We start from the raw sequence: 26,853 nt of genomic DNA, 5'->3' as shown, positions 1-26,853 counted from the left end.
CTTAAAGACTGATGACGTGGCCGGGTTCGAATGCCGCGTCGGCGCTGCCGACACTGTTGACCAGCGGCGCGCCGAACTCGGCCTGGCTGATCTCGAACACATCGCCCGGTTGGGTACGTATACCGTCGGCGAATGACAGCGTGGCGGTGCCGAAGAAATGAATGTGCACATCGCCCGGCGTGAGGAATTGACGGTATTTGAAGTGGTGATACTCAAGATTGTCGAGGCTGTGGCACATATTCGCTTCGCCACTGAGGAATTCGTTCTGCCAGATCACCTCGCCGTCGCGCAGCAGGCGACTGGTGCCCGCCAGGTGCTGGGGCAACTCGCCCACGCGCAGCTCGGGGCCGAAGCTGCAACTGCGCAGCTTGGAATGGGCCAGGTACAGGTAGTTCTTGCGCTCCATCACGTGGTCGGAGAACTCGTTGCCCACCGCAAACCCCAGGCGATAAGGCTTGCGGTCCGGGCCGATCACGTAGAGGCCGCCGATTTCCGGCTCTTCGCCGGCGTCGTCGGCAAACGGCGGCACCGGGAACGCCTGGCCGGGGCGCACGACAATGCTGCCGTCGCCCTTGTAGAACCACTCCGGTTGCACGCCCACCTCGCCGGCCGCTGGCTTGCCGCCCTCCACGCCCCATTTGAAGATGCGCATGGTGTCGGTCAAGGTGCTCTCGTCGCCGGCCTGGTGCATCTTGTCGCGCGCGGCGGCGCTGCCCAGGTGAGTCAGGCCGGTGCCGCTGATCAGCATGTGCGCGGGATCGGGATGATCCAGTGGCGGCAAAATCTTCAGGTCGGCCAGCAGTGTGGCGTAGTCGTAACGCTCACCCAGGCCCAGGCTATCCACCTGTTGCGCCAGGCCCACGCCGGCGTCGATGGCGGCCAGCGCCACCTCACGCACGCTGCGCGCGGCATTCACTTCGCGCACGTTGGCGCCTTCCACCACGCCGACCCGGCGCTCACCGTTGTGCAACTCGAACTGGACTAAACGCATGAAGCTTCTCCTCGATTAAGTACGTGTGGCGCCACGCGCACTGGCGGCAAACTGGTCGGCGGGCAGCGCATGCTTGCGCTCCAGCACGCGGTAGACCACGCCGGTCAAGACCAGCCCGAACACCATCACCGCGGACAAAAAGTACAGGCCCGACGCCAGGTTGCCGGTGTACTCCTTGAGCGCGCCGATCACGAATGGGCCGATGTAGCCGCCGAGGTTGCCCACGGAGTTGATCAAGGCGATCCCCGCCGCTGCACTCGCGCCGGCGAAGAAGCGCCCCGGCAAGGTCCAGAACACCGCCGTGCAGGAAAACAGCGCGAATGCCGCCAGGCTCAGCGCCGCCATTTGCAGCACCGGCGCACTCAGCCAGGCGCTGCAGAACAAACCGATGGCACCCAGCACGTAGAGCACCGCCAGGTGGCCGTAGCGGTCGTTAAGGCGGTCGGAACTGCGCGGGATGATCAGCAGGCCGATGATCCCGAAAATGTACGGCACCGCCGAGATGAAACCGGTGACCAGGTCGCTGCCGCCGAACTGCTTGATCAGGGTCGGCAGCCACAGGCCCAGGCCATAGATGCTCAGGGTCACGGGCAGGTAGAACAGCGCCAGCAGCAACACGCGTTTGTCCTTGAGCGCGTGCAGCGGGTTGCCATGGCGGGTCTGGCCGTAGGCTTGCAGGTCCTTGGCCAGTTCACCGGTGAGCCAGTTTTTTTCGTCATCGCTCATCCACTTGACCTGCTGGGGGCCGTCCGGCAAGTAGCGCAACACCGGCCAGGTGAGCAGGATCGCCGGGGTGCCGATCACTATGAACAGCCACTGCCAGCCGTGCAGGCCGAGGATGCCGTCCATGCCCAGCAGGCCGCCGGACACCGGGCCGGTGATCATCATCGCAATCGGCTGGGACAGGATGAACAGCCCGAGGATCTTGCCGCGATGGCGCACCGGGAACCACTGGGTGATGTAGTACAGCACGCCCGGAAAGAACCCCGCCTCCGCCGCGCCGAGCAGGAAACGCATCACATAGAAACTGTGCGGGCCTTGCACGAACGCCATGCCGATGGTGATTGCGCCCCAGGTGATCATGATCCGTGCGAACCAGCGCCGCGCACCGAAGCGGTCGAGCATCAGGTTGCTGGGAATCTCGAACAGGAAGTAGCCAATGAAGAACAACCCCGCGCCCAGGCCATAGGCGGCGTCACCGATGCCGACGTCGGCGCCCATGTGCAACTTGGCGAAGCCCACGGCGGAACGGTCCACGTAGGCGATCAGGTACAGCAGGATCAGGAAGGGAATCAGTTTCAGCGTGATGCGCCGAATAAGCCGCAGCTCCTGGCTCATGGGGGTCGATCTCCGATTGTTGTTTTTATAGAAGCTCGGGGGACGCCTCTCGCGAAAATCCGCCAGGGCCATACCTCAGTTGGACCGACTATATAGTATGACTATTTGCAAAACAACACTTCCAAAGCCGAGTCTTTGCGCTTATGTTTAAGCCAGCTTAGAACATATAGTCATACAATAAGAGAATCGATCATGCCTGACAAAAAGCCCGGCCTACGCTCTGCCCAGTGGTTTGGTACCGCCGACAAAAACGGCTTCATGTACCGCAGCTGGATGAAGAACCAAGGCATCGCCGACCATCAGTTCCATGGCAAGCCGATCATCGGTATCTGCAACACTTGGTCGGAGCTGACGCCGTGCAACGCGCACTTTCGCCAGATCGCCGAGCACGTCAAACGCGGTGTGATCGAGGCCGGTGGCTTCCCGGTGGAATTCCCGGTGTTCTCCAACGGCGAATCGAACCTGCGCCCCACGGCCATGCTCACCCGCAACCTGGCGAGCATGGACGTGGAGGAAGCGATTCGCGGCAACCCCATCGACGGCGTGGTGCTGCTGACCGGCTGTGACAAGACCACCCCCGCCCTGCTGATGGGCGCCGCCAGTTGCGACGTGCCGGCCATCGTGGTCACCGGCGGGCCGATGCTCAACGGTAAGCACAAGGGCCAGGACATCGGCTCGGGCACGGTGGTGTGGCAGCTCAGCGAACAGGTCAAGGCCGGCACCATCACCCTGGACGATTTCCTCGCGGCCGAGGGCGGCATGTCGCGTTCGGCGGGCACCTGCAACACCATGGGCACCGCGTCGACCATGGCCTGCATGGCCGAGGCGCTGGGCACGTCGCTGCCGCACAACGCGGCGATTCCGGCGGTGGATGCGCGCCGCTATGTGCTGGCGCATATGTCCGGCATGCGCGCGGTGGAGATGGTGCGCGAAGACTTGAAGCTGTCGAAGATCCTCACCAAGGCAGCGTTTGAAAACGCCATTCGCGTCAACGCGGCCATCGGCGGCTCGACCAACGCGGTGATCCACCTCAAGGCCATCGCCGGGCGCATCGGCGTCGAGCTTGACCTGGATGACTGGACCCGCATGGGCCGGGGCGTGCCGACCATCGTCGACCTGCAGCCGTCCGGGCGGTTCCTGATGGAGGAGTTCTACTACGCCGGCGGCCTGCCCGCGGTGCTGCGCCGCCTGGGTGAAGCCAACCTGATCCCGCACCCGAACGCGCTGACCGTCAACGGCAAGTCCCTCGGCGAAAACACTAAGGACTCGCCGATCTACGGCCAGGACGAAGTGATCCGCACCCTCGACAACCCGATCCGCGCGGACGGCGGCATCTGCGTGCTGCGCGGCAACCTGGCGCCCCTCGGTGCGGTGCTCAAGCCGTCGGCGGCGAGCCCCGAGCTGATGCAGCACCGGGGTCGCGCGGTGGTGTTCGAGAACTTCGACATGTACAAGGCGCGCATCAACGATCCGGAGCTGGAGGTGGATGCCAACTCGATCCTGGTCATGAAAAACTGCGGGCCCAAGGGTTATCCAGGCATGGCCGAGGTCGGCAACATGGGCCTGCCGGCCAAGCTGCTGGCCCAGGGCGTGACCGACATGGTGCGGATTTCCGATGCGCGCATGAGCGGCACCGCCTACGGCACGGTGGTGTTGCACGTTGCGCCGGAAGCCGCGGCCGGCGGGCCACTGGCCACGGTGCAGGAAGGCGACTGGATCGAACTCGACTGCGCCAACGGCCGCCTGCACCTGGACATCCCCGATGCCGAGCTGGCGGCGCGCATGGCGGACCTGGCGCCGCCGCAGAAGCTCATCGTCGGCGGCTATCGCCAGCTGTACATCGACCATGTGCTGCAGGCTGACCAGGGTTGCGACTTTGACTTCCTGGTGGGCTGCCGAGGTGCGGAAGTCCCCCGGCATTCCCACTAATTGGGATGCTATGATGCCGCCTATTTAGCCAGAGCATCTTCCCAGTTATGGATCACCAGCCGTCCAAGCCGCGCAAGAGCATGCATGCCCAGATCGTCCAGGACTTGGGCATGCACATCGTTTCCGGTCGCTTCAAGCCCGAAGAACGGCTGCCCATGGAGGCCACGCTCTGCGAGGAATACAAGGTCAGCCGGTCGGTCTTGCGTGAGGCGACCCGCGTGCTCAGCGCGAAGGGCCTGGTGTACTCCAAACCACGGGTCGGCGCAGTGGTGCGGCCGCGGTTGAAATGGCACCTCCTCGACCCGGACGTGCTGTCCTGGCTGATGCAGACCACGCCACACAGTGAGTTCTTCAACACCCTGGCGGGCGTGCGGCGCATTCTCGAACCGGAAATCGCCGCCATGGCCGCGACCACCGCCACCGCTGAAGACATCGCCACCATCGAAAAAGCCTACCGGGGCATGGAAACCGCGCAGACCCACGAACAGCTGCTGCAAGCTGACCTGGACTTCCACCGCGCCATCGCCGACGCCACCCGCAACGACCTGCTTGCCTACATGTGCAACATGCTCTCGTTGCCGCTGCGCGAGTCGATCAACATCACCAACCGCCGCCCGGACATCCAGGGCCTGAGCCTGCCTCGGCACAAGGCGATTCTCACCGCGATCCAGAACCGCGACGCACTTGGCGCGCGGCATGCCTCGCTGGTGCAACTGGATGACACCCGTGTGGCGCTGGACACGGTCATGAATGTGCTGACCCCGCTTTAACTCCCCCTTTCCAGATACCGCGCGCGCCCCAACGAGGGCGCGAGCGATCTGCGCCCTTTTTACCTGGTCAAAAGCCCCCCCGCTCGACCGCGCCGTCAACGCCGCGCAGGCCAGAGTTTCAAGAATCCCGGCGCCCAGTATCAGCTATCTTGATACTCATCAAGCGTCTGCTGATTTCGTGAAGTGACCGCCCTAGACTCCTGCTCAACCGATGCCCAGGCACCGGATCCCACACCTATAAAAATGCAAGGGGAGAGACGAATGAGTGGTCAAGTAGCGTTCGAAGACCTTCCGCTGAGCCGCTTCCATATCCGAACGGTGTTCAGCGGCACAGGCGGTCAGTTCAGTGACGGGTTCGTGCTGGGTATCATCGGCATCGCCGTGAGCATGGCGGCGGGGCCGCTGCAGTTGACGGCGCTCTGGATGGGCTTGCTCGGCGCCGCCTCGCTGGCGGGGCTGTTCCTGGGCAGCCTGTGCGCCGGGCCGATTGCTGACAGGTTCGGCCGACGCACGATTTTCGCCTGGGACATGCTGCTGTTCGCGGTGATTTCCGCTTCGCAGTTCTTCGTCACGTCCCCCGAGCAATTGCTCGCGCTGCGCCTGTTGCTCGGCCTGGTGCTGGGGTTCGACTATGTAGTGAGCAAGTCCCTGGTGACCGAGTTCGCCCCCCGCCGCTACCGTGGACGCTTGCTCAGCGTCCTGGCGGCGGCCTGGGCGGCGGGTTATGTGGCAGCCTACCTGGTCGGGTTTGCGATCCGCGATATCGGCCCGGATGCCTGGCGCCTGATGCTCGCCCTCAGCGGTGTCCCCGCCTTGCTGATCCTGCCGCTGCGCCTGGGCGTGCCGGAATCGCCCATCTGGCTGATGGCACGTGGGCGCAGCGAGGAAGCCCTGGCGATTGTGCGCAGCAAGTTCGGGCCGCACGTCTACCTGCCCGCCCCGGCTGCCCAGGCCAACACGCGCGGACAACAAAGCCGCTGGGGCGAGTTGTTCAGCCGACGCTGGCGCAAGAACACCCTGGTCGGTTGCGTGTTCTACACCTGCCAGGTGATTCCGTTCTTCGCCCTGGGCACCTTCGCCCCCAGGGTGCTGGAAGCACTGAATGTGCAGGACAAATTTGCCGGCGGCCTGGTCTACAACGTGCTGTTGCTGGTCGGTGCCCTGCTCGGCCTGCTGGTGATCGACCGCCTGTCGCGCCGGGTCTTCCTGGTCGGCACCTTCTACCTCAGCGCAGCCGGCCTGGCCATGCTTGCCTACGCCGGCTTCGGCCCACTGGGCACCATCCTCGCCTTCGGCTTTTTTGCCTGCGTGATGGCGGCCGCGGTGAACCTGGAATTTGTCTACCCGCCGGAATTGTTCCCCACCCACCTGCGCGCCTCGGGGATCGGCCTGGCCGTGGCCGCCAGCCGCTTCGGCTCGGCGGTGGCGACCTTCCTGCTGCCCGTCGCGGTGCAGCAAGTCGGGGTGCACGCGGCGCTGGGCGTGTGCGTCGGCGTGCTGGTCGTCGGCGGCGTGTTCTGCCATTTGTTTGCACCGGAAACCAGCAAGGAAGACTTGTCGGGCGTCACGCCCGATACCGACCCAGGGTTATCGCCGGCGCTGTCCACTCCCGTGGGGCGTACGCCGAAGTAACCGTTGAAGCGCGTCAGCGAGCGAGGATGAAGATGTCAGCGAACAGGCTTATCGACATGTATGCGGTCCAGGTGTTCATCGCGGTGGCCGAGGAAGGCAGCATGTCGGGCGCTGCAACGCGCATGGGTATTTCCCAGTCCGGGGTGTCGCAGATGGTGCGCCAGCTGGAAGACGAACTCGGTGTGGTGCTGGTCGACCGCACCACCCGCCCGCTGGCCCTGACCGCGTTCGGCGTGGCCTTGCGCAATCGCGGCTCGGTGTTGAGCGAGGAGTTGTCCCACCTCAAGGCCCAGGTGATCGACGCCGGGCGCGGCGTCAATCCGGACCTGCGCATCGGCCTGGTGGACTCCTTCGCCGCCACCTGCGGTTCGGTGTTCACCCGGCAATTGCTGGGCAAGGTGGCGCAGCTGTCGATTCGCACCGGGCTCAGCCCGCAACAAGGCGAGTCCCTGCTGCGCCGCGACCTCGACCTGATCGTCACCAGCGACCCGCTGATGGACGCCAACGACGTGATTCGCTACCGGCTGTTTTCAGAGAAGTACTTTGTGATCACGCCCAACCAGCTGCGCAGCGAGATCAACTCGATCGAGGATGTGCGCGCGCTGGCCAACGTACTGCCGGTGGTGCGCTTCAACCGCATGTCCCAGGTGGGCCTGCAGATCGAGCGGCACCTGCGCAGCCTGAATGTGCGGGTGCCCAACCGCCTGGAACTGGATAACGCCGATGCGTTGACCTCGATGGTCGCCGAGGGCATCGGCTGGGCGGTGACCAGCCCGATGTGTTTTCTGCAGGCCGCTTCGTGGGTGGACAAAGTGACCGCGCACCTCACCCCGGACCTGCACCTGGAGCGCTCGCTGTACCTGGTGGCGCGACGTGATGAATACAGCGCCTTTTTCGCCGATGCCTGCGAAACGGCGCGCAATGTGATCCTCCATTCCTTCCTGCCCAGGCTCAAGGCCCTGGGCACAGGGGTGGAGGCGTTAATTCAAATAGAAGAGGGTGATGCTCGTGAGTACTTTTGATGCTGCCGCTGCACGACTGGAAACCGATTACGTCGGTGAAGTGCACATTCCCGCCGGCAAGTTGTATGGGGTCAACTCGGTACGCGGGTTCGACAACCTCAGCGTGTCACCGTTGACCATCGCCCACTACACGGCGTTTCGCGACGCCTTTGCCCAGTGCAAGTGGGCAGCCGCCCTGGCCAATCGCGGCTGCGGCGTTATTGCCCAGCCGCAGTGCGAGGCGATTGTGCAGGCCTGTGGCGAAGTGATCGCCGGCCGCTGCGATGACTCGCTGATCGTCGATCTGCTGGAAGGCTCCGGCGGCACCTCCACCAACATGAACTTCAACGAAGTCATCGCCAATCGCGCGCAGCAGTTGCTGGGGCACGCGGCGGGCTCATACGAGGTGGTGCACCCCAACGACCACGTCAATGCCTCGCAATCGACCAATGATGTCTACCCGGCGGCCCTGAAGATCGCCACCCACGCGATGCTCGGGCCGCTGATCGATGAAGTGGCCCAGCTGGCCGCCCGCTTCGACCAGAAAGCCGAGCAATTTGCCGATGTCCTGCACCTGGGCCGCACCTGCCTGCAGGACGCCCAGCCGATGCGCCTCGGCCAGCTGTTTTCCGGGTATGCCGCCCTCACCCATCGCCTCGGTGCGGAGCTGGCGGCCGTGCGTGAAAAACTGCAGACCCTGCCTCTGGGCGGCACTGCCATTGGCACCGGGTTCGGCGCGCCGGCGGCGTATCGCGCGTCGGTCTATCAGCATCTGGTGCAGATCACGGGCATCGAGTACCAGGCCCCGGAGAATGCCTTCGACGCCATGCAGAACATGGATGTGTTTTCGCGGGTCTCCGCCGAACTGCGCACGTGCTCGGCATCCCTGGCCAAGATCGCTTCGGACCTGACCCTGCTGTCGTCCGGGCCGGTGGGCGGGATCGGCGAATTGAAACTGCCCGAGGCCCAGGCCGGCTCCTCGATCATGCCCGGCAAGGTCAACCCGGTACTGCCGATGGCAATGATCCAACTGAGCTTTGCAGTGATCGGCAACGATGCGGCGGTGGCGCAGGCGGTGCAGGCGGGCCAGCTGGAGATCAACCACTATGAGCCGCTGGTGGCGTCCCGCGTGTTCGACAGCATTGCGCTGCTGACCCAGGGCATCCAGCGGTTTCGCGAAAAGTGCATCAACGGGATCACCGCCGATACGTCGCGCAACGAGCAGCACCTGACCGCATCGATGGCCGTCGCCACCGCCTTGGTGCCGCAGCTGGGCTACGCCCGTGTCAGCCAGCTGGCACGCCAATCGGTGGCACAGGGGCGTTCACTGCTGTCGATCCTGGAAGCGTCCGGGCTGATGAGCCAGGCCGAGGCCATGGCCGCAATCGAGCGCTCCTCGCGGCCGGTGTTCGAGGGCTGACACCCGGTGGGCCGTTACACCGTCAGCGTCTACGCTCAAGGCTTAGCCGGAGGGTTCAGCCATGTGCGGACGATTGACGCAGTACCGGGGCATTCATGACTTTGTCGCGGCCTTGAGCATGCCCAATGCCTGGGTCGATAACGCAGGCGACCAGGCGCGCTACAACGTCGCGCCGTCGACGCCGGTTGCGCTGTTGCACCTGGAGCAGGATGTGCTGCACGCCGATCGGGTGCGCTGGGGCTGGCGCCCGCATTGGGCCAGGGACCGTGCGGCGCCCATCAATGCCCGCGTGGAAAAAGTCGCCCAGGGGGCTTTCTTCCGCGCGATCTGGCCGCACCGCGCCATTGTGCCGGTAGACAACTGGTTTGAATGGGTGGACGAAGGCGGCCCGAAAAAGCAGCCCTACCTGATCCGTCGCCGGGACGGCGCGCCGGTGTTGTGCGCCGCCATCGGCCAACTGCCCGACGCCGATGAAGGCGCGGGCGAGCACGACGGGTTTGTGATCATCACCGCTGACAGCGCCGGCGGCATGGTCGACATTCACGACCGGCGGCCGGTGGTGCTCAATCCGGCGCTGGCGCGTGAATGGCTCGACCCGGCAACGCCGCGAGCGCGTGCCGAGCAGTTGCTGTTGTTCCAGGGCGAACCCAGCGAAGTGTTTGAATGGTTCAAGGTCGGCACTGCGGTGGGCAATACACGCAACGACGGGCCGGGCTTGATTGAGCCCGTCGCCGGCTAGGCGGTTCGCCTCAGCGATAGCGTTCCAGCCAATGCGCGTAAGGCGCAGGCAAGGTCCAGGACGACTTCTCCACGCCCAGTTCCTTGGCGGCAAAGTAGGCCCAATGGGGATCAGCCAGGTGTGCTCGGCCGACCGAGACCAGGTCCAGCTGGCCGGCCTGCAATGCGCCGTCTGCCAGTTGCGGGGTGCCAAAGCCCCAGGCCGAAGTCACCGGGATACCGGCTTCGCGGCGGACGCGCTCGGCGATCGGGCCCATGAACGCAGGCCCCCACGGGATGTTGGCGTCAGGGGTCGAGAAGCCCACGCTGACGCTCAGCAGGTCCAGGCCACCGGCCTTGAAACGACGGGCCAGTTCGATGGACTCGGTGAGGGTCTGTTCGTCACGGCCGTCGTATTCGATCACGCCGAAACGCGCGGTTAGCGGCAGGTTTTCCGGCCAGACTTCACGCACCGCCGCGAGGGTTTCCAGGAGGAAACGGCTGCGGTTGTCGAAGCTGCCACCGTAGGCGTCGGTACGCTGGTTGGAGTGCTCGGAGAAGAAGCTCTGGCCCAGGTAGCCGTGGGCGAAGTGCAGTTCGATCCATTCAAAGCCAGCGTCACGGGCACGGCGCGCGGCGTCGACGAAGTCCTGGCGCACCCGGGCGATGTCGTCCAGGGTCATGGCGCGTGGGACCTGGGGCAGGTTGGCACCGAACGCGATGGCCGACGGCGCGATGGTTTCCCAGTTGCGGGCATCGGAAGCCGGGATGTGGTCATCGCCTTCCCATGGGCGGTTGGCGCTGGCCTTGCGGCCGGCGTGGCCGATCTGGATGCCCGGCACGGAACCGGCGGCCTTGATGGCCTTGACCATCGGCACGAAAGCCTCGGCGTGGGCGTCGCTCCACAGGCCGGCGCAGCCGGGGGTGATGCGGCCTTCCGGCGCGACTGCCGTGGCTTCGACCACCAGCAGGCCGGCACCGCCACGGGCCATGCTGGCCAGGTGCACGTGGTGCCAGTCATTGACGATGCCGTCTTCGGCCATGTACTGGCACATTGGCGGAATGGCGATGCGATTGCGCAGGGTGACGTCTTTGAGGGTGTAGGGTTCGAACAAGGCGGACATGGGGGACTCCAGGAGCGAGTGAGTGATTCGATAGTTCGATGGTAATCGAACTATGGTATTCGATGATACCCCCCTGTTATGCTTCGTTTCATGCGAGCCTTTAAACACCCCACCCTTGAAGACCTGACACTCGAGCGCCTGCTCTACGCGCTGAGTGATCCGGTGCGCCTGGAAATCGTGCGGTGCCTGGCCAGTGTGCCGGAGGCTACCTGCGGTGAATTGGACGGCGGACGGCCGAAGTCGAGCATGTCCCATCACTTTCGCGTGTTGCGCGACGCCGGCCTGGTGCAGACCCGCAGCGTCGGCACCACCCACATGAACTCACTGCGCGGGGATGTGCTGGAAAGCCGCTTCCCCGGCCTGCTTGAGTGCATCCTCGCGCAGCATTAAGCGCCGGTCACTCCAGCAAGGCGATCAACCGCGGCTCGATGGCCGCCGCCCCGACCTCCAGCACCGCCACCGTCACCGGCAACTTGAACCGCCGTCGCCCGGCACTGCCCGGATTCACATACAGCGTTGTGCCACGCCATTCGATCAACGGTTTGTGCGAGTGGCCGGTGATCACCAGCCGCGTGCGGGCCTCGAGCAACGCGGGGACGTCGGCGATGTCATGCACCACCAGCGTCTGCCAGCCCAGCAAATCGATAACCAGATGGTCGGGCACCTGCGCCGCCCACGCTGCGTCCTGGTCATTGTTGCCGCGCACCCCATGAACCGGCGCGATGCACGCCAGTTGCGCGAGAATCTCGGGGCTGCCGATATCACCGGCATGGAGGATCTGCCCGCATCCCTGCAGCGCCGCCACGGCTTCAGGGCGCAACAGGCCGTGGGTATCGGAAATCACGCCAACTTTCATGGAACCTCCTGGGGGTTGGACAGCCATGATGCGCGGCAAACAGGCATGCCATCCAGGTGCACGCAGTCTTTGCCATTGCGTTTGGAGGCATACAGATTGTGGTCGGCGCACTTGAGCACCGCCGACAGATCGGCGCCGGCGGTAAAGCGCGTCATGCCCGCACTGCACGTGTAGTCATGGGGCGGCGCGACACTTTCGCGAATGGCCTGCAGCAGGCGCAGGGCATATTCGGTGGCGATATAAGGATCATCGCCGACCAGCAAGACGCCAAACTCCTCGCCGCCAATCCTGCCAAAACTGTGACTGCCACGGGTGGATTTCAGGCAGGTGGCCATCGCGCAGAGGATCCGGTCGCCCACGTCATGGCCGAACTGGTCATTCTTCAACTTGAAACTGTCGATATCCAACATCATGAAGTAACCGGTCTCACCGGCTGCCAGCACTTTGGCGAAGCTCTCCATAAAGGCGCGTCGGTTCAACAGAGACGTCAGGTAATCGGTGTGTGCGAGTTCGCGAAACTCACTCTCGACCAGCAGCACCGAACGCAGATTATTCAAGTATGAGTAGCTCAGGATGAAGCCAACAGACACGGATGACAGGCAAAAAATCAACAGGTAAATCTCGATGCCCGCGTACAACCCCACGGGCACAGTGGGCCAGATCACGATCCAGACCAAGGCTGCGCACGTCAGAAAGTCCTGGGCCGTGATAAACAGTATGGCGCTGCTGAGCACCAGGGTCAGTGCCAGCGGCAAGGCAAACACTTGCAGCTCAAGGTTGGCGCGCATCACATAGGCAAAGCCAACGCTCAGCAACACCATGTAGGCAACGCCGAGCAGTCGCCACAAGTAAAAATTGGACACCACGCTGTGAAGCCTGCAGACCACCAGCAGGCACAGCGTGATCAGCAGTTTATCCAGGCCGAACGTCACCAGTGGGTCAGCCATCAACACGCCCAACCAGGCGATAACGCCGATGACTTCGGCCTGTGAGATCGCCGGTGACAGTAGCCTTTGCATCCGTGGCCGCAGCTTCAAATTAGCCGGCATCCTTTCATTCCCTGTGCATGAATTGCCTATAGGCCAGCAGCCTGGTCCGATTGCAGGCTGTGCAGGCTGATCGCGAATGAATAAGCCATAAAACGTCGGACCAACACGACAAACGGCGGCAGCACTTCGAGCTGGGTCTTGGAATGAATCTTAAAGTAGCCCCTGTCCGCCCCTTCACGAACCAAACGAATGACGTGCGTCTTGGACACCGACAATTGCTCGGCCAATGAAAGGTAGGAAGAAGAGCGAAAACCGGCCCCGGTCTTGTCCAGCGCACACGCGTCGTTATAGATAGCCAACATCAACAGGTGCCCGGCATCCCGATTAACCAGCCAATAACATTCAGGCAGGAGTTGATCGAGGGTCACGTTAGCCTCGAACATTCTCGCAAATCCCTTGAAATAAACCGCCAGGAACGCGCGGTCATCCAACTCGCCCAGTTGCCGAATCAGGCTGTTTTGCGGGTACAGCATGGCCAATGGCTCGACGACGCACGCGAGCATCGACCTGACCTCCCGGCATGCCTGGGACGACGGGCTGAAGACCCGCAGACGGCTGTCGTCTGGATGCCCCGCTACCTTCATGAACCCCAGCGCCCTGAACAGCAGGAATATTGATTCCAAGCCATTGCGCGAACAAAACCCGCGCGCCACGCACAGCGCCTTGACTTTGGAGAGTAACGGCACCGCCTGGGAAAAATAGGCGCTCAGTAGCGCAAAAGACACCATCAAGCGGTTGAACTTCAACGCCGTCTTGTAAAAAAACGGTCGCCTTGAATAGGGTTCGAGCAACAAGGCGTAATGCGTGCGAATGCACACCTCAAACTCGACATGACTTTCAACCACGCGCGCCGAATCATCCAGCGCCACCTTCAACGAACGACTGCACATGAGAAAGAGCCCTGATCAAACAACCTGAGTTCACTGATTTCAATTGCAGACTTTCTGCAACCAGGTCTCACAACAACTCACGACAGAATAGATACCAGTAATGGCGTTTTGCCTCGGTCGCAATTTATCCTGAATGAAGTACCGGACCGCGTTCCTACCAAAATTGTTCCAACCGCTGGAGGGGGTGGACAACTCTTGTGACATTTACCCAAAAGGCGATAGCACGCTCGAAAACCCCGGCCAGGCAGGCCGAATCAGCCCAAGCCGACTTAAACGTTTCAGTCCCCGCGCGAACCTTACCCCCCTGCCGGCGTCCGAGCTAAGGCACTGTTGCCGACCGCCGCCGCGAGGTTCCCGTTTGAAAGCCGCCATCATCAAAAAGTACCGCCTGATCATCAAGACCATGGGCTACGTGGGCTGGGCCCTGTTCTGGCTGTTGCTGTGGGACGTCGCCGTCACCGTGGACTTCATGCTGTTCCTGACCACCAAGATCAACCTGCCGCTGATGCCCCTGACGTTGCTGGGTTCGGCACTGGTGGTGCTGATCAGTTTTCGTAACAGCAGCGCCTACAACCGCTGGTGGGAAGCCCGCACGTTGTGGGGGGCGATGGTCAACAATTCGCGCAGTTTCGCCCGCCAGGTGCTGACCCTGCTGGACGACCCCGACGGCGAAGTGAACCCGGTCAAGGCCACGCTGTTGCGTCGCCATGTGGCTTACGTGAACTGCCTGGCCGCGCACCTCAAGGGCGAGCCGTGCCCTGAAGAAGTGCGCGCGTTTATCCCGTCCGAAGAGTTCGCGCGCAACGGCGCCACCAACAATTTTGCCAATGACATCCTGACCGGCTCGGCGGCGCTGCTGGCCAGGGAATACAAGACCGGGCACCTGGACAGCATCCGCCTGGCGCGGCTGGAATCGACCCTGGTGGACTTGTCCAACGCCCAGGGCGGCATGGAACGGATCGCCAACACGCCCCTGCCCTACCCCTACGTGTATTTTCCGCGCCTGTTTATCTCGCTGTTCTGCCTGATCGTGCCGGTGGGCCTGGTCGAATCCCTGGGCTGGTTCACGCCGCTGGCCTCCACGGTGGTGGGCTTCATGCTGCTGGCCATCGAGCGCATCGGCACCGACCTGCAAAGCCCGTTCAACTCCAGCGAGCACCAGATCCAGATGGAAACCATCTGCGAAACCATCGAGAAAAACCTGCAGTCCATGCAGCGTGATGCGCTGGGTGGCGACCGGATCGGTTGACCGCCCACTTCGGCCTCAAGTGCGTGCCCGCGCAGTCGATATACAGGGGGTACGCATGGGCAGCACCTCCCCGATAACAACACATGCGACGCTCGACGCTACTGTTTTCCCCTTGCCAAAACTATAAATACCCGCGGGTGAAGTCATGAATATCAAGCAGAAGCTGACCTGGGCCTTTGCGGCCATCGCGTGCCTGCCGGTCATCCTGGTGGCCATCCTGGTGGTGCTGAATGTGCGCGAGGGGGCCCTGGCCAATTTCCTCGACAGCAGCGGCCGCGAGATCCGCCAGATCGACAATGGCATGCAGCAGTTCTTCGATGGCATCAGCCAGAACGTCGATTATGTGGCCAAGGACCCGCGCGTTGTCGCGGCCAAGGACCTCAAGAACTACGCCGGCGCCGACGCCGCGCAAATCCCCCTTACCCCCACGAACAAACACCTGCTGGATATTTTCGACCAGTTCGCCAAAAGCCATCCCAGCACCGCCTACCTGTCCCTGGGCCTGAGCGACGGTGGCTACGCCAGCTGGCCGGACGACACCAAACTGAACAACTACGACCCACGCGTGCGCCCCTGGTACAAGGCGGCCATCGCCGCGCCGGGCAAAACCGTGCGCACCGGTGCGTATTACTGGGCGCCGGACGACGTGGTATTGATCGGCACCGTGCACACCGTGGCCGACGCCACCGGCAACATCCTCGGCGTGGTCGGCCTGGACGTGTCGCTCAAGCAGCTCACCGAACTGGTGCGCAACATCAAGCTGGGCGACAGCGGCTATCTGATGCTGGTGGAAGCCAACGGCAACGTGCTGGTGGACCCCAGCGACGCCAAGCATAACTTCAAGCCCCTCGCCGATCTCGGCGCCAACTACGCCGAACTGGCCAAGCGCGGCGACGGCGTGACCCAGGTCGACATCGACGGCGTGGCCTACATGGCCAACGTGGTCAGCTCCAAGGACCTGGGCTGGCGCTTCATTGGCCTGATCAAGCGCGACGAAGTGATGGCCGGTGCGACGAGCCTCACGTGGTTGATCGCTGCGATTGCGGCAGCACTCGCCGTGGTCTTCGCGATTGTTGGCGCCAGCTTTGCCAGCGTGATCGTGCGCCCGATTCGCGGGGTCGCCAACGGCCTGCAGGAGATCGCCGAAGGTGAAGGCGACCTGACACGCCAACTCACGGTGCAGGGCAAGGACGAAACCGCCACCCTGGCGGGCTGGTTCAACCAATTCCTGGGCATGATCGCGCAGTTGGTGCAGCGTATCGGCAATGCCTCCTCCGACCTGCAGACCGCCGCCGCCGACACCAGCGAAGTCGCGCACAACATGAACCAGGCCGCCGGCCGTCAACGCGAAGCGGTGGAACTGGTCAGCACCGCCTTCAACGAGATGGTGGCCACCGCCAACGAAGTCGCCCGCTCCTGCAGCGCCGCCGCCACCAGCGCCGATGAAGGCTATCGCGACGTGCACGACGGCCAGCAGCATATCGGCGAAGCGACCGGCAGCGTGCTCAAGCTCAGCGAAGACCTGCAGCGCTCGACCCAGACCATGCAGCAGCTGGAGCAGGACAGCAAAAACATCAACACCATCCTCGACACCATTCGCTCGATTGCCGAACAGACCAACCTGCTGGCGCTGAACGCCGCGATTGAAGCCGCGCGCGCCGGTGACCAGGGCCGTGGTTTCGCGGTGGTTGCCGACGAAGTGCGGGCACTGGCACGGCGCACCGCCGACTCCACCGGCGAGATCGACAGCCTGTTGGGCAACCTCGCCCGCCGCACCCAGGAAGTCACCCAGCAGATGCAAGGCAGCCTGCTGGTGTCGCACACCAGCGTGGAGCGTATCCAGCAGGCGCGCGACAGCTTCGACAAGATCCGTGGCTCTGTGGATTCGATCCGCGACCAGAACACCCAGATCGCCACCGCCGCCGAGGAACAGCACCAGGTCGCGGAGGAGATCAACCGGCACATCGCGCAGATCCACGCCGACGCGCAGTTGGTCGAAGGCTTCGCGCATTCGGCGCAGACCGGCTCGGGTCGCTTGACCGATATTTCCGGCCAGCTCAAGGGCCTGGTGGGACGCTTCAAGTTCTGACCGGCCATGCGCGGCAATCGCCTGCAGGGAGCAGGCGAACGCCGCGCGTATTCGCTACTATGTGCAGCAGTTGCCCGCCCATAGTCAGATCGATCCGGAGCCTCAATGCCCAACCCCAAGGACACTGCCCCCGACAGCAGCGCCCCGATGATTCCCGAGCAGCGGCGTGAGTTGATCCTGCGCCAGTTGCGCAAGCATCAAGTGCTCAGCGTGCATCAGTTGATGGAGATGTTCGACTGTTCGCACATGACCGTGCGCCGCGACATCGCCCTGTTGGAACAGGACGGCCGCGCGTATTCGGTGACCGGTGGGGTGCGTATTGCCAGCCAGCTGCACAGCGAGCCCAGCCATCAATCCAAGGCCGTCGTCGAATTGCCGCAGAAGCAGGCGATGGCGCGATTGGCCGCGCGGCTGCTGCACGCGGACATGACGGTGTACCTGGATGCCGGCACCAGCACGCTGGAGATCGTGCCCTACATCAAGGCGCTCTCGGGGATGACCGTGGTGACCAACGATTTCGGGATTGTGCAGGCCTTGATGGACGCGCCGCAGGTGACGGTGATCCACACCGGCGGGCAACTCGACCATGACAACCATTCTTCGGTCGGCGGCCTGGCGGTGGCCACCCTGCGCCAGGTGGTCACGGACATCGCGTTCGTGTCGACCAGCTCGTGGGACCTGCACCGCGGCATCACCACGCCCTCGGCGTTGAAGGTCGAGGTCAAGCAAGTGGCGATGCAGTCTGCGTCCCAGGTCGTGCTGGTGGCGAGCAGTTCCAAATACGGCACCTTCAGCATGTACCGCATCACCGGGCTGGAACCGTTCGACATCATCATCAGCGACGACGCCCTCGCCCCGGCTGCCGCCGATGGCATCCGCAAGCGTGGCATCGAACTGATGCTACCCAGCGACCCGCCGCCCGCCTGACCCACCCCCCTCGCCGGCAACCCAGCCCCTACCTGGTAATCTCTATTGCCAAACAAAAATCCCCAAAGCCCCCGCCGCCCCCCGTGTGGGAGGCGTCGAGCCCCAGCGAGGCCGCGAAGACGGCAGCATGGGCACCAGAGATCTACCTGCCCCCCCTCGCCAGCAACCCAGCGCCCACCTGGTGATCTCCATTGCCAAACAAAAATCCCCAAAGCCCCCGCCCCCCCCCCCCCCGTGTGGGAGCCGTCGAGCCCCAGCGAGGCCGCGAAGACGGCAGCATGGGCGCTAGAGATCTACCTCCCCCCCACCATCGCCAGTCCCCCAGCTCAACGCGCTTCCCAGTCCCGAAACCACTGCAGCCCCGCCGACGTATCGCCCCGCGGCCGGTACTCGCAGCCGACCCAACCGTCATACCCCAGTTGATCCATCAGCTCGAACAGATACGCGTAGTTCACCTCACCCAGGTCCGGCTCATGGCGGTCCGGCACGCCGGCAATCTGGATGTGGCCGATGCCGTCGAAGTCGCGGCGCAACTTGGTGGCCAGGTCACCCTCGACAATCTGGCAGTGATAGCAGTCGAACTGCACCTTGAGGTTGCTCGCGCCAACTTCACGGCAGATGGCGTGCGCCTGGTCCTGGCGATTGAGGAAAAAACCCGGCATGTCGCGAGTGTTGATCGGCTCCAGCAGCACCGTGACGCCGACCTTGGCCGCCGCCGCGCTGGCGTAGGCCAGGTTCTCCAGGTACACGGCATGATGACGCTCGCGCAAGGACTCCGACGGCAACAGCCCGGCCATCACATGCACACGGGAATTGCCCAGCACCGCGGCATAGTCCAGCGCCCGGTCGAAGCCGCTGCGAAACTCGGCCTCACGCCCCGGCAGCGTGGCGATACCGCGCTCCCCGGCGGCCCAGTCGCCTGGCGGCGCGTTAAACAGCGCCTGCTCCAGGCCGTTGTCGCTCAGGCGCTGCTTGAGTGCCTCGGCGCTGTAGTCGTAGGGAAACAGATATTCCACCGCGTCAAAACCATCGGCCTTCGCCGCAGCGAAGCGCTCGAGGAAATCATGTTGCGGGTACAGCATGCTCAGGTTGGCAGCAAAACGAGGCATAAAAGCTCCCAGGATTCAGACAAAAGGCCAGATCAGCAGGGTTATCAGGAAACCCAAAGTACCGAGCAACGTGGTGATCACCGTCCACGTGCGCAAACCGTCCGCGACGTTGAGCCCGGCAAGCTTGGTGAAGATCCAGTAGCCGGCGTCGTTGATATGCGACATCGCCAGCCCGCCACCGCCCATGGCCAGGCACAGCAGCGCCATGTGGTTGGGAGTGAGGTTGAGCGTCACGATCAGCGGGCTGATGATCCCCGCCGTGGTCACCAGGGCCACGGTAGTCGAACCCTGCACCGCACGCAGCAGCATGGTCAACAAGAAGCCCAGCGCCAGCACCGGCAGGCCAGTGGTGCGCAGCATGTCGGAGACTACCGCGCCGATGCCGGTGTCCACCAGCACCTTGCCGAACACGCCGCCGGCACCGGCGATCAGGATCACCATGGCCACACCGGGCAAGGCCGAGCCGATCACGTCGGACACCTGGCTGCGGCTCCAGCCCCGGCGCGAACCGAGCAGCCAGGCGCACAGCAACGTATCGATCAGCAGCGCCACCAGCGGCGCGCCGAGTACGGTCATGACCCCACGCAGGGTCGACTCGATCGGCAGCAACGAGGTCGCCAGGGTGCCCAGCAGAATCAGCACGATCGGCAGCAAAATCAGGCCGACAATCAAGCCGAAACCCGGTGCAGGCGCCGCCGGCAGCTTGGCGGCGATGGCGCTGGTGGATTCCTCCAGGCCCATGTGCGACTCGGCCACGGCACTCTGCTGCACCGCCTGTGGGTTGCCGTTGGTCCAGGCGCGCAAGTCTTCATTGGTCACGTGCGGGCCGTACACTTCGGCGCGGATATCGTCGGTCATCGGGTAGAAACGGCGGGTCATGCGCCCCGCCACGCGGTAGCCGATGTAGCACAGCAACGCGGTGATCGGCAGGCCGAACATCAGCACGCGGCCCAGGTCGGCACCCAGTTGGCTGGCGGCAGCCACGGCACCGGGATGGGGCGGCAGGAAGGCATGCACGGTCAGCAGCGCCGCACACATCGGCAGGGCAAACACCAGCAGCGGCTTACGCGCGCGGCGGGCCACGCCATAGGCCAGCGGCATCAGGATAATCACCCCGACCTCGAAGAACACCGGCACCCCAATAATGAACCCGGCGATGGTCAAGGCCAGCGGCGTGCGGCTATTGCCGAAACGCTCGATCAGCGACTTGGCCAGGGCCTCGGCGCCGCCGGACAGCTCGATGATCCTCCCGATCATCGCGCCCAAGGCAATGATGATCGCGATATGCCCCAGGGTCTTGCCCATGCCGCCTTCGATAGTCGCGACCAGGTCAGCCGGTTTCACCCCGGCCACCAGCGCGACCACGATACTGACCAGCATCAGCGCCACAAACGGCTGGAATTTGTATTTGAGTACCAAAAACAGCAGCAGCGCGATGCCCGCGCCGGCGGTTAACATCAGAATCAATGGGCTCATGCGGGTAAGTCCTGTTGTTATTGTTTTTTTTAGCAAGCCGGGTCCGTCGAGCGTCAAACCAGGCGCTCGGGCAGCACTTGCGGTGTGTCTTGCGGGTTACCAGTGCGCGCCGAACGTCTCGCGCAATTCATCCAGTGCCGCCTGATCCAGCGGCGCCGGCCGAGGGTTGCTCATCAACCACAGCCGTGCGGTTTCTTCCAACTCTTCCAGTGCGTAGCTGGCCTTGGCCACCGAGCTTTCCCAGACCACCGGACCGAGGCGTTCAAGCATCACCCCGCGCACGCGGTTGGCCAGTTGCGCGACTTGCTCGGCGACCTTGGGCGAACCCGGGCGCTGATAGCCGATCAGTGGAATGTGCCCGACTTTCATCACCTGATAAGGCGTGAGCGGCGGCAAGATATCGTCCGCGCGCCACACCCCGGCCAGGGTCAACGCCACCAGGTGAGTGGAGTGGGTATGCACCACGCCGCCGACACTCGGGTTGCGGTCGTAGACCTGGCGATGCAGGGCCAGGGTCTTGGACGGCTTGTCCCCGGACACCCACTCGCCCTTCAGGTTGACCTTGGCAATGGCGCCAGGCGCCAGGCGACCGAGGCACACATCCGTCGGCGTGATCAGCCAGCCATCGTCGAGGCGCGCGCTGATATTGCCGGCACTGCCCACGGTGTAGCCGCGCTGGTACAGGCTATGGCCGACGTCGCAGATTTCTTCGCGCAGGGCCTGCTCGTCGGTGCCGCTCATTGCGCACCTCCGGCCAATTGCGCGAGGGCTTTGGTGAAGAAGTCGCGGCCACCGAAGTTGCCGGATTTCAGCGCGAGTGCCAGCGGCTCGGCGGAACTGCTGACGGTGGCCGGCACGCCCGGATCAATCTGCGCGCCGATCTGCAACAGGTTGACCCCGAGCGCCTTGACCACCGCGCCGGAGGTTTCGCCGCCGGCAATCACAAAGCGTCGCACGCCTTGCTCGCGCAAGCCCGCCGCAATCGCCCCCAAGGCATTCTCCACCAGCGCGCCGGCGCGTTCGACGCCGAGCTGCTGTTGCACCGCCTTGACCTCGTCCGGGGTGCTGCTGGCGTAGATCAATACGGTGTGTGCACTGCCCTGGGCAAACGCCAGCGCCTGGGCCACCACCGGCTCACCGGCGGCCAGGGCCAGCGGGTCGATGCGCAGCGCCGGGCGCCCCGCTTCGCACCAGGCGGCGACCTGCCCGAGGGTCGCCACCGATGCACTGCCAGCCAGCACAACCTCGCCGCCGCTGATGCTTGGCAACGCCGCCGCGTCGAAATCACGCAGTTTGCCGGCGCGACGGAAATTGCCCGGCAAGCCCAACGCCAGGCCCGAGCCGCCGGTGAGCAATGGCAAGTCGGCGCAGGCACTGCCGAGCGTGTAGAGATCCTGGTCCGACAGCGCGTCGGCGATGGCAATGCCCACGCCTTGCGCGCGCAGTTCGGCAATCTTGTTGCGCGTGGCCTCGACGCCGGCAGCGATGCTGTCATAACGCAGCAGCCCGACCGGCAGTTGGGTCTGGCTTTGCAGCACGCGCACCAGATTCGCGTCGCCCATCGGCGTCAGCGGGTGATGCTGCATGCCCGACTCGTTGAGCAGTTGGTCCTGCACAAACAGATGCCCGCGAAAAATCGTGCGGCCGTTTTCCGGGAACGCCGGGCAGGCCAAGGTGAAATCACTGCCCAGCGCCTTGAGCAAAGCTTCGCTGACCTGGCCGATATTGCCGGCGGCGGTAGAGTCGAAGGTCGAGCAGTACTTGAAGAAAATCTGCTCGCAGCCCTGCTCGCGCAGCCAGGCCAGCGCGGCCAGGGACTCCTCGACCGCCTCGGCGACCGGTGTCGTGCGCGACTTGAGCGCGATCACAATCGCGTCCGCATCCAGCCCGGCCGCGACTTCACGGCTGGGGATGCCGATGCTTTGCACCGTGCGCATGCCGCCACGCACGAGCATGTTGGCGAGGTCGGTGGCGCCGGTGAAATCGTCAGCGATGCAGCCCAGCAAGGGGCGTGCCGTTGGGTTAGTCATGCGGCGTTCCTCACACAGGCTCAGGCTTGGCAGTCGGCAGATCGATGCCGGGGAAAATCTTGATCACCGCCGAGTCGTCCTCACGGCCAAAACCGGCACTGGAGGCCTGCATGAACATCTGGTGCGCGGTCGCCGAGAGCGGCAGCGGGAATTTGCTGGCGCGGGCAGTATCCAGCACCAGGCCGAGGTCCTTGACGAAAATATCCACCGCCGACAGCGGCGTGTAATCGGCCTTGAGAATGTGCGGCACGCGGTTTTCGAACATCCAGGAATTGCCGGCGCTGTGGGTGATCACCTCGTACAAGGCGTCCGCATCTACGCCTTCGCGCAGGCCCAGGGCCATGGCTTCGGCAGAGGCGGCAATGTGCACCCCGGCGAGCAACTGGTTGATTATTTTCACCTTGGAGCCCAGGCCATGCACATCGCCCAAGCGGTAGACCTTGCCCGCCATGCCAGCCAGCACGGCTTCGGCCTTGGCGTAGGCCGCTTGCGGGCCGGAGGTCATCATGGTCATTTCGCCGGCCGCCGCCTTGGCCGCGCCACCGGAGATCGGCGCGTCCAGGTACAGCAGGCCCTGGTCCGCCAGGCGCTGGCCAAGCTCGACGGCGTAGGTCGGGGCCACAGTGGCGCAGCCGATCACCAGGCTCGCCGGGCGCAACGCCGCCACCGCGCCGCCTTCACCGAACAGGACGGTTTCGGTCTGCTCGGCGTTGACCACCACGGTGATGATCACATCACAGGCATCCGCCATCAGCGCCGGCGACGCGCACGCCACCCCGCCTTCGCTGGCGAATTGCTGGGTCACCGCGTCGCGCACATCACAGGCATGCACATTAAAGCCTGCGCGCAACAGCGAACGGGCAATGCCCAGCCCCATCGCGCCCAGACCGATCACACCGACATTCTTATTATTCATGGGGTACTCCAGGGGTAAACGGCGGCTCGCGCTACACCGGCGAGCCGCATTGGAATTGCAGTCGATCATCCACCAATGAACGGATTATGTGAAGTTATTTTTCTATTTAACATTTGTTAACATTGGTCGCCGCCGATTTACCACGCCAGCCGGTAACCAATGTTCAAAGCCCACGGGCGCTTTTGGGTAGAACTGTCACTGGTCTCGACATCGGCATATAGATGCTGGCTCCTGCCCATGGCCGCAGTAATACCTGCCCCGGCATACCAGCCACCGCCATTGCCGTCGGGGTGGCTGCTGACGTCGTTGGTCTTGACCTGGTTGCGCGCTGACAGGTCCTGGATCCAGCCAGCCTTGAGGTACGGCTGGATCGCAAAATCACCCTCCAACCGCATCTGGCGCCCAACCAGCGCGCCGCCGCGCAACTGGGTTGAAATGCCATCGTCGGCGTCGACGCGCATGTCGTTGCTCAACCGGTAACGATCACCGCCACCGTACAACGCCGACAACTGCGCTTGGGGCTCAACAAACCAGCCATGGGAGAAATCCAGGCGCTTGCCGGTTTCCACCGAGAGGCCAGCGCCGTTGCTGTGGGTTTTACCGCTGACGCGTTTGCCGTCGGTAGCGTCCACGTCGAACCGAGTGGACCAGCGATTGAGTGTCAGCAGGCTGTCGGTGTACCAACCCGAATCGTCCAGGTAAGTGGCGTAGGCACCGATGTAGTAACTTTCGAGCTTACCGCTGCCCTCGCCATTGAAGCTGCGATTGGCGTGACTGTAACCGGCAAGGCCGCCGAGGATCAGCGAACCGTTGCTGCGCGCCATCCGGCCATCCACACCCACCTGGACGCCGTTGAGGTTCTGCGTGAAGTGCCGCCCTGCGCCGTTATCCAGTTGCTGCTCCTGACCATAGCTGCGCATCCACACCCCTTCGTCGTGGCCATCGCCGCGCACATCGCCCAGGCGCTGGATCAGGCTGCCGCGCTCAGCATCCCAGGTGTCACGCAGGGTCGCCAACGCGCTGCTGTTGATCGCCGCGCTGGCGGCGGTGGACAGTTGCTCGGTGATGTTGACCAGGCTCCACTGCGATTGGCCGCTCGCACTGTCGTCACGTTGCAAGGTGTAGCGGTAGGTGCCCACATCCACCTCCTGGCCACGGTTGGCCAGCGTGAAGTCGCCGACGCCCCCCTGGCTGTCGATCAACAGCAATTTCTGCCCACCGCCCGACGGCTCGGTGCCGCTGTTGCGCACCAGCAACTGGTTATTACCGGTCACCTGGCCGCCCACCTCAAGCCGGTCGCCGCGCAGCGCGCCCAGATCAGTATTCATGATGTACTGCCCGTCGCCCTGAAGGTCGCCGGCGACTTTCAGGCGCATGAAATCGCTCGCTGCCGGCGTGGCGAATTCCACGCTGCCCTTATTTGTCAGTTGGCCGACACTGGAGTCGCCCCGCATCAGCCAGGTGCTGCTGTCGTCCAGACTGAGGCTGGAATGGCCAGGGGTATCGTTCACCGCACCTTCGAGGCGTGACTGATTGTTCAGGCTCAACTGCAGCGCGCCACCCTCGACCAGGACATCGCCATCGATGAACGAGTGATCGCTGTCCAGCCGGACGAGGTCGGCGGCCAGCCCATTGGCGCCGTCGGTAATCCATACTGCCGTCGCGGGCTGATCGGCGCTGCGCCCCACCAGGCTGCTGTGGGTCAGATGACTGAGCAAGCTGCCGCCGGAGACGCGCAAAGCACTGCTGTCGTGGGCCAGTACCGTACTGTCAGTGAGATCGAGTTGGTTGGTGATACCCGCGATGGTTGCCTGGCTCACCAGCCCGTAGGCTTTCTCTCCAGCGGTCTCGATGTGGGTGTCGGTCAGGTCTGCCGTGGCATTGTTGCTGACCGACAGGCCATACGCCGAATTACCTTCGGTGACCACATTCGTGCGAGTCGTCTGCAAGCTGGCATCATCGCCTGAAACCAGTAGGCCATGACTGAGATCACCGTGGGTCAACAGCTGGCTGTCGGACAACACCATCCGTGTCCCGCCCAGCCGGGCTAAGGCGCCGACCGACCCGACGCCAAAGGTCTCGATCACCACGTTCGTCACATCGAACGTCGCCCTGGGCGCCCCCGACTGGCCACCGATCACGTCGGTTGATGCATAGAGCCCGTGGGACGAGTCACCGTGGGTGACCACGCGGCCGCCGTCCATCTGGAAAATACCGGCGCGATTGTCCACCGCGGCCGCCTGTGTGCCCCATGTTTCCAGCTGACTGTCGTGCACGTCGGCGTGACTGTCGCTGCCGGGCATCCAGATCGCCGAACCATTATCCCCTTTGGCGCTGATCTGGGACTCGTACAGTTCCAGGGACGCACCTTTGGCATCAAGGTTGATGCCGTTGCCGGTTTGAGAGAGGACCTGGGAATTGCGTACTACCGCCGTCCCCCCACCGTTGGGAGAACTCGGCCGGATCAGGATGCCGTCAGTCTTGGCCTGGATGCTGCCATTGCTGAACTCCAGACGTCCTTCTTGCATCTCCACGCCCTGGGCGCCGTCGGATTGTGCGGTCACGCCGTCGGCGGTGACCACGCTGTCCGTACCGGTGATGGCGATCGCGGCAGTCTGGCCATGGGCGGTGGCGCTGACGTTGTTCAACTTGATGCGCGCCCCCTGTTGCGCCCGCACTGCGTAGGCCGCATTGCCGGCGGTCGATACGCTCGTGCCACTGGCGCTGATGGTCGAACCGGCGCCCATGGCAGAGAGCCCGTCGGCCATAAGCCCTGTAGTGGTGACCGTGCCGCCGATGATCTGCGCGCTGGAGCCCTGATTGACCATGACCCCACGGCCACGGGCGCCGTCGGTGGTGATGTCGGTCTGCCCCAGTTGCACATGCGAGCCTGCACCGCTGGCGCTGGCACCGTCGCCGAAATAGCCGCTGGCCTTGATGGTTGAGCCCTGCAGTGTGCCCCGCCCACCGCCCTGCGCTTGCAGCCCCGTCACGGCATCGTTAGGCCCGCCGGCGGTCGCGTGGATATCCATGGTCGTGCCGATGAATTCATTTTGCCCCCCCACAACGCGAACGGCCGCACCTTTGCCGGTGAACGAAACCTGGTCATTATCCAGTACCAGCAGGTCACCCGCCTCGGACGATACGTCAACAGGCCCGATAGTGGCCGCCTGCACCGGCGCCAGTGCAACGAAGAGGGCATAACTGATTGCAAAACTGAGGGGTTTCTTCGCAGAGTTCATTAATCCAATCCTTGACGTTAGTTGTCATCCAACAAAAGCGCTCGGCAACAGAATGCCCGCCATGCCCCCAGTCAGAGAGGGCGTAGCAAACCCTTTAA

Annotated in this window: 21 protein-coding genes and 2 pseudogenes; 11 read left to right on the top strand and 12 right to left on the bottom strand. The window is 63.8% G+C overall.

Annotated elements, in window-relative coordinates; translation table 11 throughout:
* Window position 1 precedes the first annotated feature (1 nt).
* Together araD1 and AC07SI_RS09520 are read right to left on the bottom strand one after the other, a co-directional pair.
* The gene (araD1, locus tag AC07SI_RS09525; protein WP_495005605.1) at window positions 2–991 is read right to left on the bottom strand and encodes an AraD1 family protein; all 990 of its coding nucleotides are present in this window, start codon (window positions 989–991) and stop codon (window positions 2–4) included.
* 15 nt (window positions 992–1,006) lie between these two features.
* On the bottom strand, window positions 1,007–2,329 hold the full coding sequence (locus AC07SI_RS09520; RefSeq protein WP_495005604.1) for an MFS transporter: 1,323 nt from the start codon (window positions 2,327–2,329) through the stop codon (window positions 1,007–1,009).
* Between the two features lie 192 nt (window positions 2,330–2,521).
* Here AC07SI_RS09520 and AC07SI_RS09515 point away from each other — a divergent pair, with 192 nt between their 5' ends.
* The 6 genes from AC07SI_RS09515 (at window position 2,522) to AC07SI_RS09490 (ending at window position 9,820) form a co-directional block, all read left to right on the top strand.
* Entirely contained in the window at window positions 2,522–4,258 is a 1,737-nt protein-coding gene (locus tag AC07SI_RS09515) for an IlvD/Edd family dehydratase (protein ID WP_106804410.1), read from the top strand.
* A gap of 47 nt (window positions 4,259–4,305) precedes the next feature.
* Window positions 4,306–5,028, top strand: coding sequence for a FadR/GntR family transcriptional regulator (locus AC07SI_RS09510; RefSeq protein ID WP_065905797.1), 723 nt, complete (start codon window positions 4,306–4,308; stop codon window positions 5,026–5,028).
* Window positions 5,029–5,289: 261 nt separating this feature from the next.
* Entirely contained in the window at window positions 5,290–6,660 is a 1,371-nt protein-coding gene (locus AC07SI_RS09505; protein WP_495005603.1) for an MFS transporter, read from the top strand.
* A gap of 32 nt (window positions 6,661–6,692) precedes the next feature.
* Window positions 6,693–7,682 carry a LysR family transcriptional regulator gene (locus AC07SI_RS09500; protein WP_106804412.1) on the top strand — a complete coding sequence of 330 codons (990 nt, stop codon included), beginning with the start codon at window positions 6,693–6,695 and terminating at the stop codon, window positions 7,680–7,682.
* Window positions 7,669–9,081: an aspartate ammonia-lyase gene (locus AC07SI_RS09495; RefSeq protein WP_495005602.1), complete on the top strand. Its 1,413-nt coding sequence runs from the start codon at window positions 7,669–7,671 to the stop codon at window positions 9,079–9,081. The genes AC07SI_RS09500 and AC07SI_RS09495 overlap by 14 nt, the downstream gene beginning before the upstream one ends.
* Before the next feature lie 61 nt (window positions 9,082–9,142).
* Window positions 9,143–9,820, top strand: coding sequence for an SOS response-associated peptidase (locus AC07SI_RS09490; protein ID WP_106804413.1), 678 nt, complete (start codon window positions 9,143–9,145; stop codon window positions 9,818–9,820).
* Between the two features lie 10 nt (window positions 9,821–9,830).
* Here AC07SI_RS09490 and AC07SI_RS09485 read toward each other — a convergent pair whose 3' ends face one another.
* Entirely contained in the window at window positions 9,831–10,922 is a 1,092-nt protein-coding gene (locus AC07SI_RS09485; protein ID WP_495005601.1) for an NADH:flavin oxidoreductase/NADH oxidase, read from the bottom strand.
* Window positions 10,923–11,012: 90 nt separating this feature from the next.
* Between AC07SI_RS09485 and AC07SI_RS09480 the strand changes: the two genes are divergently transcribed.
* On the top strand, window positions 11,013–11,312 hold the full coding sequence (locus AC07SI_RS09480; RefSeq protein WP_106805692.1) for an ArsR/SmtB family transcription factor: 300 nt from the start codon (window positions 11,013–11,015) through the stop codon (window positions 11,310–11,312).
* Window positions 11,313–11,319: 7 nt separating this feature from the next.
* Here the strand turns inward: AC07SI_RS09480 and AC07SI_RS09475 are convergent, their stop codons facing one another.
* The 3 genes from AC07SI_RS09475 to AC07SI_RS09465 are packed head-to-tail and all read right to left on the bottom strand — an operon-like array spanning window position 11,320 to window position 13,717.
* On the bottom strand, window positions 11,320–11,778 hold the full coding sequence (locus AC07SI_RS09475; RefSeq protein WP_106804415.1) for a metallophosphoesterase family protein: 459 nt from the start codon (window positions 11,776–11,778) through the stop codon (window positions 11,320–11,322).
* Window positions 11,775–12,827 (bottom strand): GGDEF domain-containing protein, encoded by a 1,053-nt coding sequence (locus AC07SI_RS09470; protein ID WP_106804416.1) that lies wholly within the window; start codon window positions 12,825–12,827, stop codon window positions 11,775–11,777. The genes AC07SI_RS09475 and AC07SI_RS09470 overlap by 4 nt, the downstream gene beginning before the upstream one ends.
* Window positions 12,828–12,853: 26 nt before the next feature.
* Entirely contained in the window at window positions 12,854–13,717 is an 864-nt protein-coding gene (locus AC07SI_RS09465) for a hypothetical protein (RefSeq protein ID WP_495005600.1), read from the bottom strand.
* A 358-nt stretch (window positions 13,718–14,075) separates the two neighbouring features.
* Here AC07SI_RS09465 and AC07SI_RS09460 point away from each other — a divergent pair, with 358 nt between their 5' ends.
* The 4 genes and pseudogenes from AC07SI_RS09460 (at window position 14,076) to AC07SI_RS09445 (ending at window position 17,982) form a co-directional block, all read left to right on the top strand.
* Window positions 14,076–14,966 (top strand): bestrophin family protein, encoded by an 891-nt coding sequence (locus tag AC07SI_RS09460; protein ID WP_065905778.1) that lies wholly within the window; start codon window positions 14,076–14,078, stop codon window positions 14,964–14,966.
* A gap of 145 nt (window positions 14,967–15,111) precedes the next feature.
* A pseudogene (locus tag AC07SI_RS09455) lies at window positions 15,112–16,194 on the top strand (HAMP domain-containing protein); the annotation flags it as partial.
* Window positions 16,195–16,512: 318 nt separating this feature from the next.
* Window positions 16,513–17,055: pseudogene (locus tag AC07SI_RS09450) on the top strand (methyl-accepting chemotaxis protein); the annotation flags it as partial.
* A 105-nt stretch (window positions 17,056–17,160) separates the two neighbouring features.
* Window positions 17,161–17,982, top strand: a complete 822-nt coding sequence (locus AC07SI_RS09445; RefSeq protein WP_065905775.1) for a DeoR/GlpR family DNA-binding transcription regulator — start codon at window positions 17,161–17,163, stop codon at window positions 17,980–17,982.
* A gap of 326 nt (window positions 17,983–18,308) precedes the next feature.
* On the opposite strand, the gene otnI is transcribed toward AC07SI_RS09445, so the two are convergent.
* The 6 genes from otnI to AC07SI_RS09415 all read right to left on the bottom strand — a co-directional run bounded on the left by otnI (window position 18,309) and on the right by AC07SI_RS09415 (window position 26,755).
* Window positions 18,309–19,091 (bottom strand): 2-oxo-tetronate isomerase, encoded by a 783-nt coding sequence (gene otnI, locus AC07SI_RS09440; protein ID WP_495005599.1) that lies wholly within the window; start codon window positions 19,089–19,091, stop codon window positions 18,309–18,311.
* Between the two features lie 15 nt (window positions 19,092–19,106).
* Complete coding sequence (locus AC07SI_RS09435; RefSeq protein ID WP_201144003.1) at window positions 19,107–20,567, bottom strand: GntT/GntP/DsdX family permease; 1,461 nt, start codon at window positions 20,565–20,567, stop codon at window positions 19,107–19,109.
* 96 nt (window positions 20,568–20,663) lie between these two features.
* The gene (gene otnC, locus AC07SI_RS09430; protein WP_065905772.1) at window positions 20,664–21,308 is read right to left on the bottom strand and encodes a 3-oxo-tetronate 4-phosphate decarboxylase; all 645 of its coding nucleotides are present in this window, start codon (window positions 21,306–21,308) and stop codon (window positions 20,664–20,666) included.
* Window positions 21,305–22,597, bottom strand: coding sequence for a 3-oxo-tetronate kinase (gene otnK, locus AC07SI_RS09425; RefSeq protein WP_495005598.1), 1,293 nt, complete (start codon window positions 22,595–22,597; stop codon window positions 21,305–21,307). The genes otnC and otnK overlap by 4 nt, the downstream gene beginning before the upstream one ends.
* 10 nt (window positions 22,598–22,607) lie before the next feature.
* Complete coding sequence (gene ltnD / locus AC07SI_RS09420) at window positions 22,608–23,582, bottom strand: L-threonate dehydrogenase (RefSeq protein WP_342389437.1); 975 nt, start codon at window positions 23,580–23,582, stop codon at window positions 22,608–22,610.
* Between the two features lie 68 nt (window positions 23,583–23,650).
* Window positions 23,651–26,755, bottom strand: a complete 3,105-nt coding sequence (locus AC07SI_RS09415) for an autotransporter outer membrane beta-barrel domain-containing protein (RefSeq protein ID WP_495005597.1) — start codon at window positions 26,753–26,755, stop codon at window positions 23,651–23,653.
* Window positions 26,756–26,853 lie beyond the last annotated feature (98 nt).

The sequence above is a fragment of the Pseudomonas sp. GW821-FHT05D12 genome, from assembly GCF_059419825.1.
Note: the sequence above shows the minus strand (reverse complement) of the source record. Positions and strands in the feature narration are given on the sequence as shown.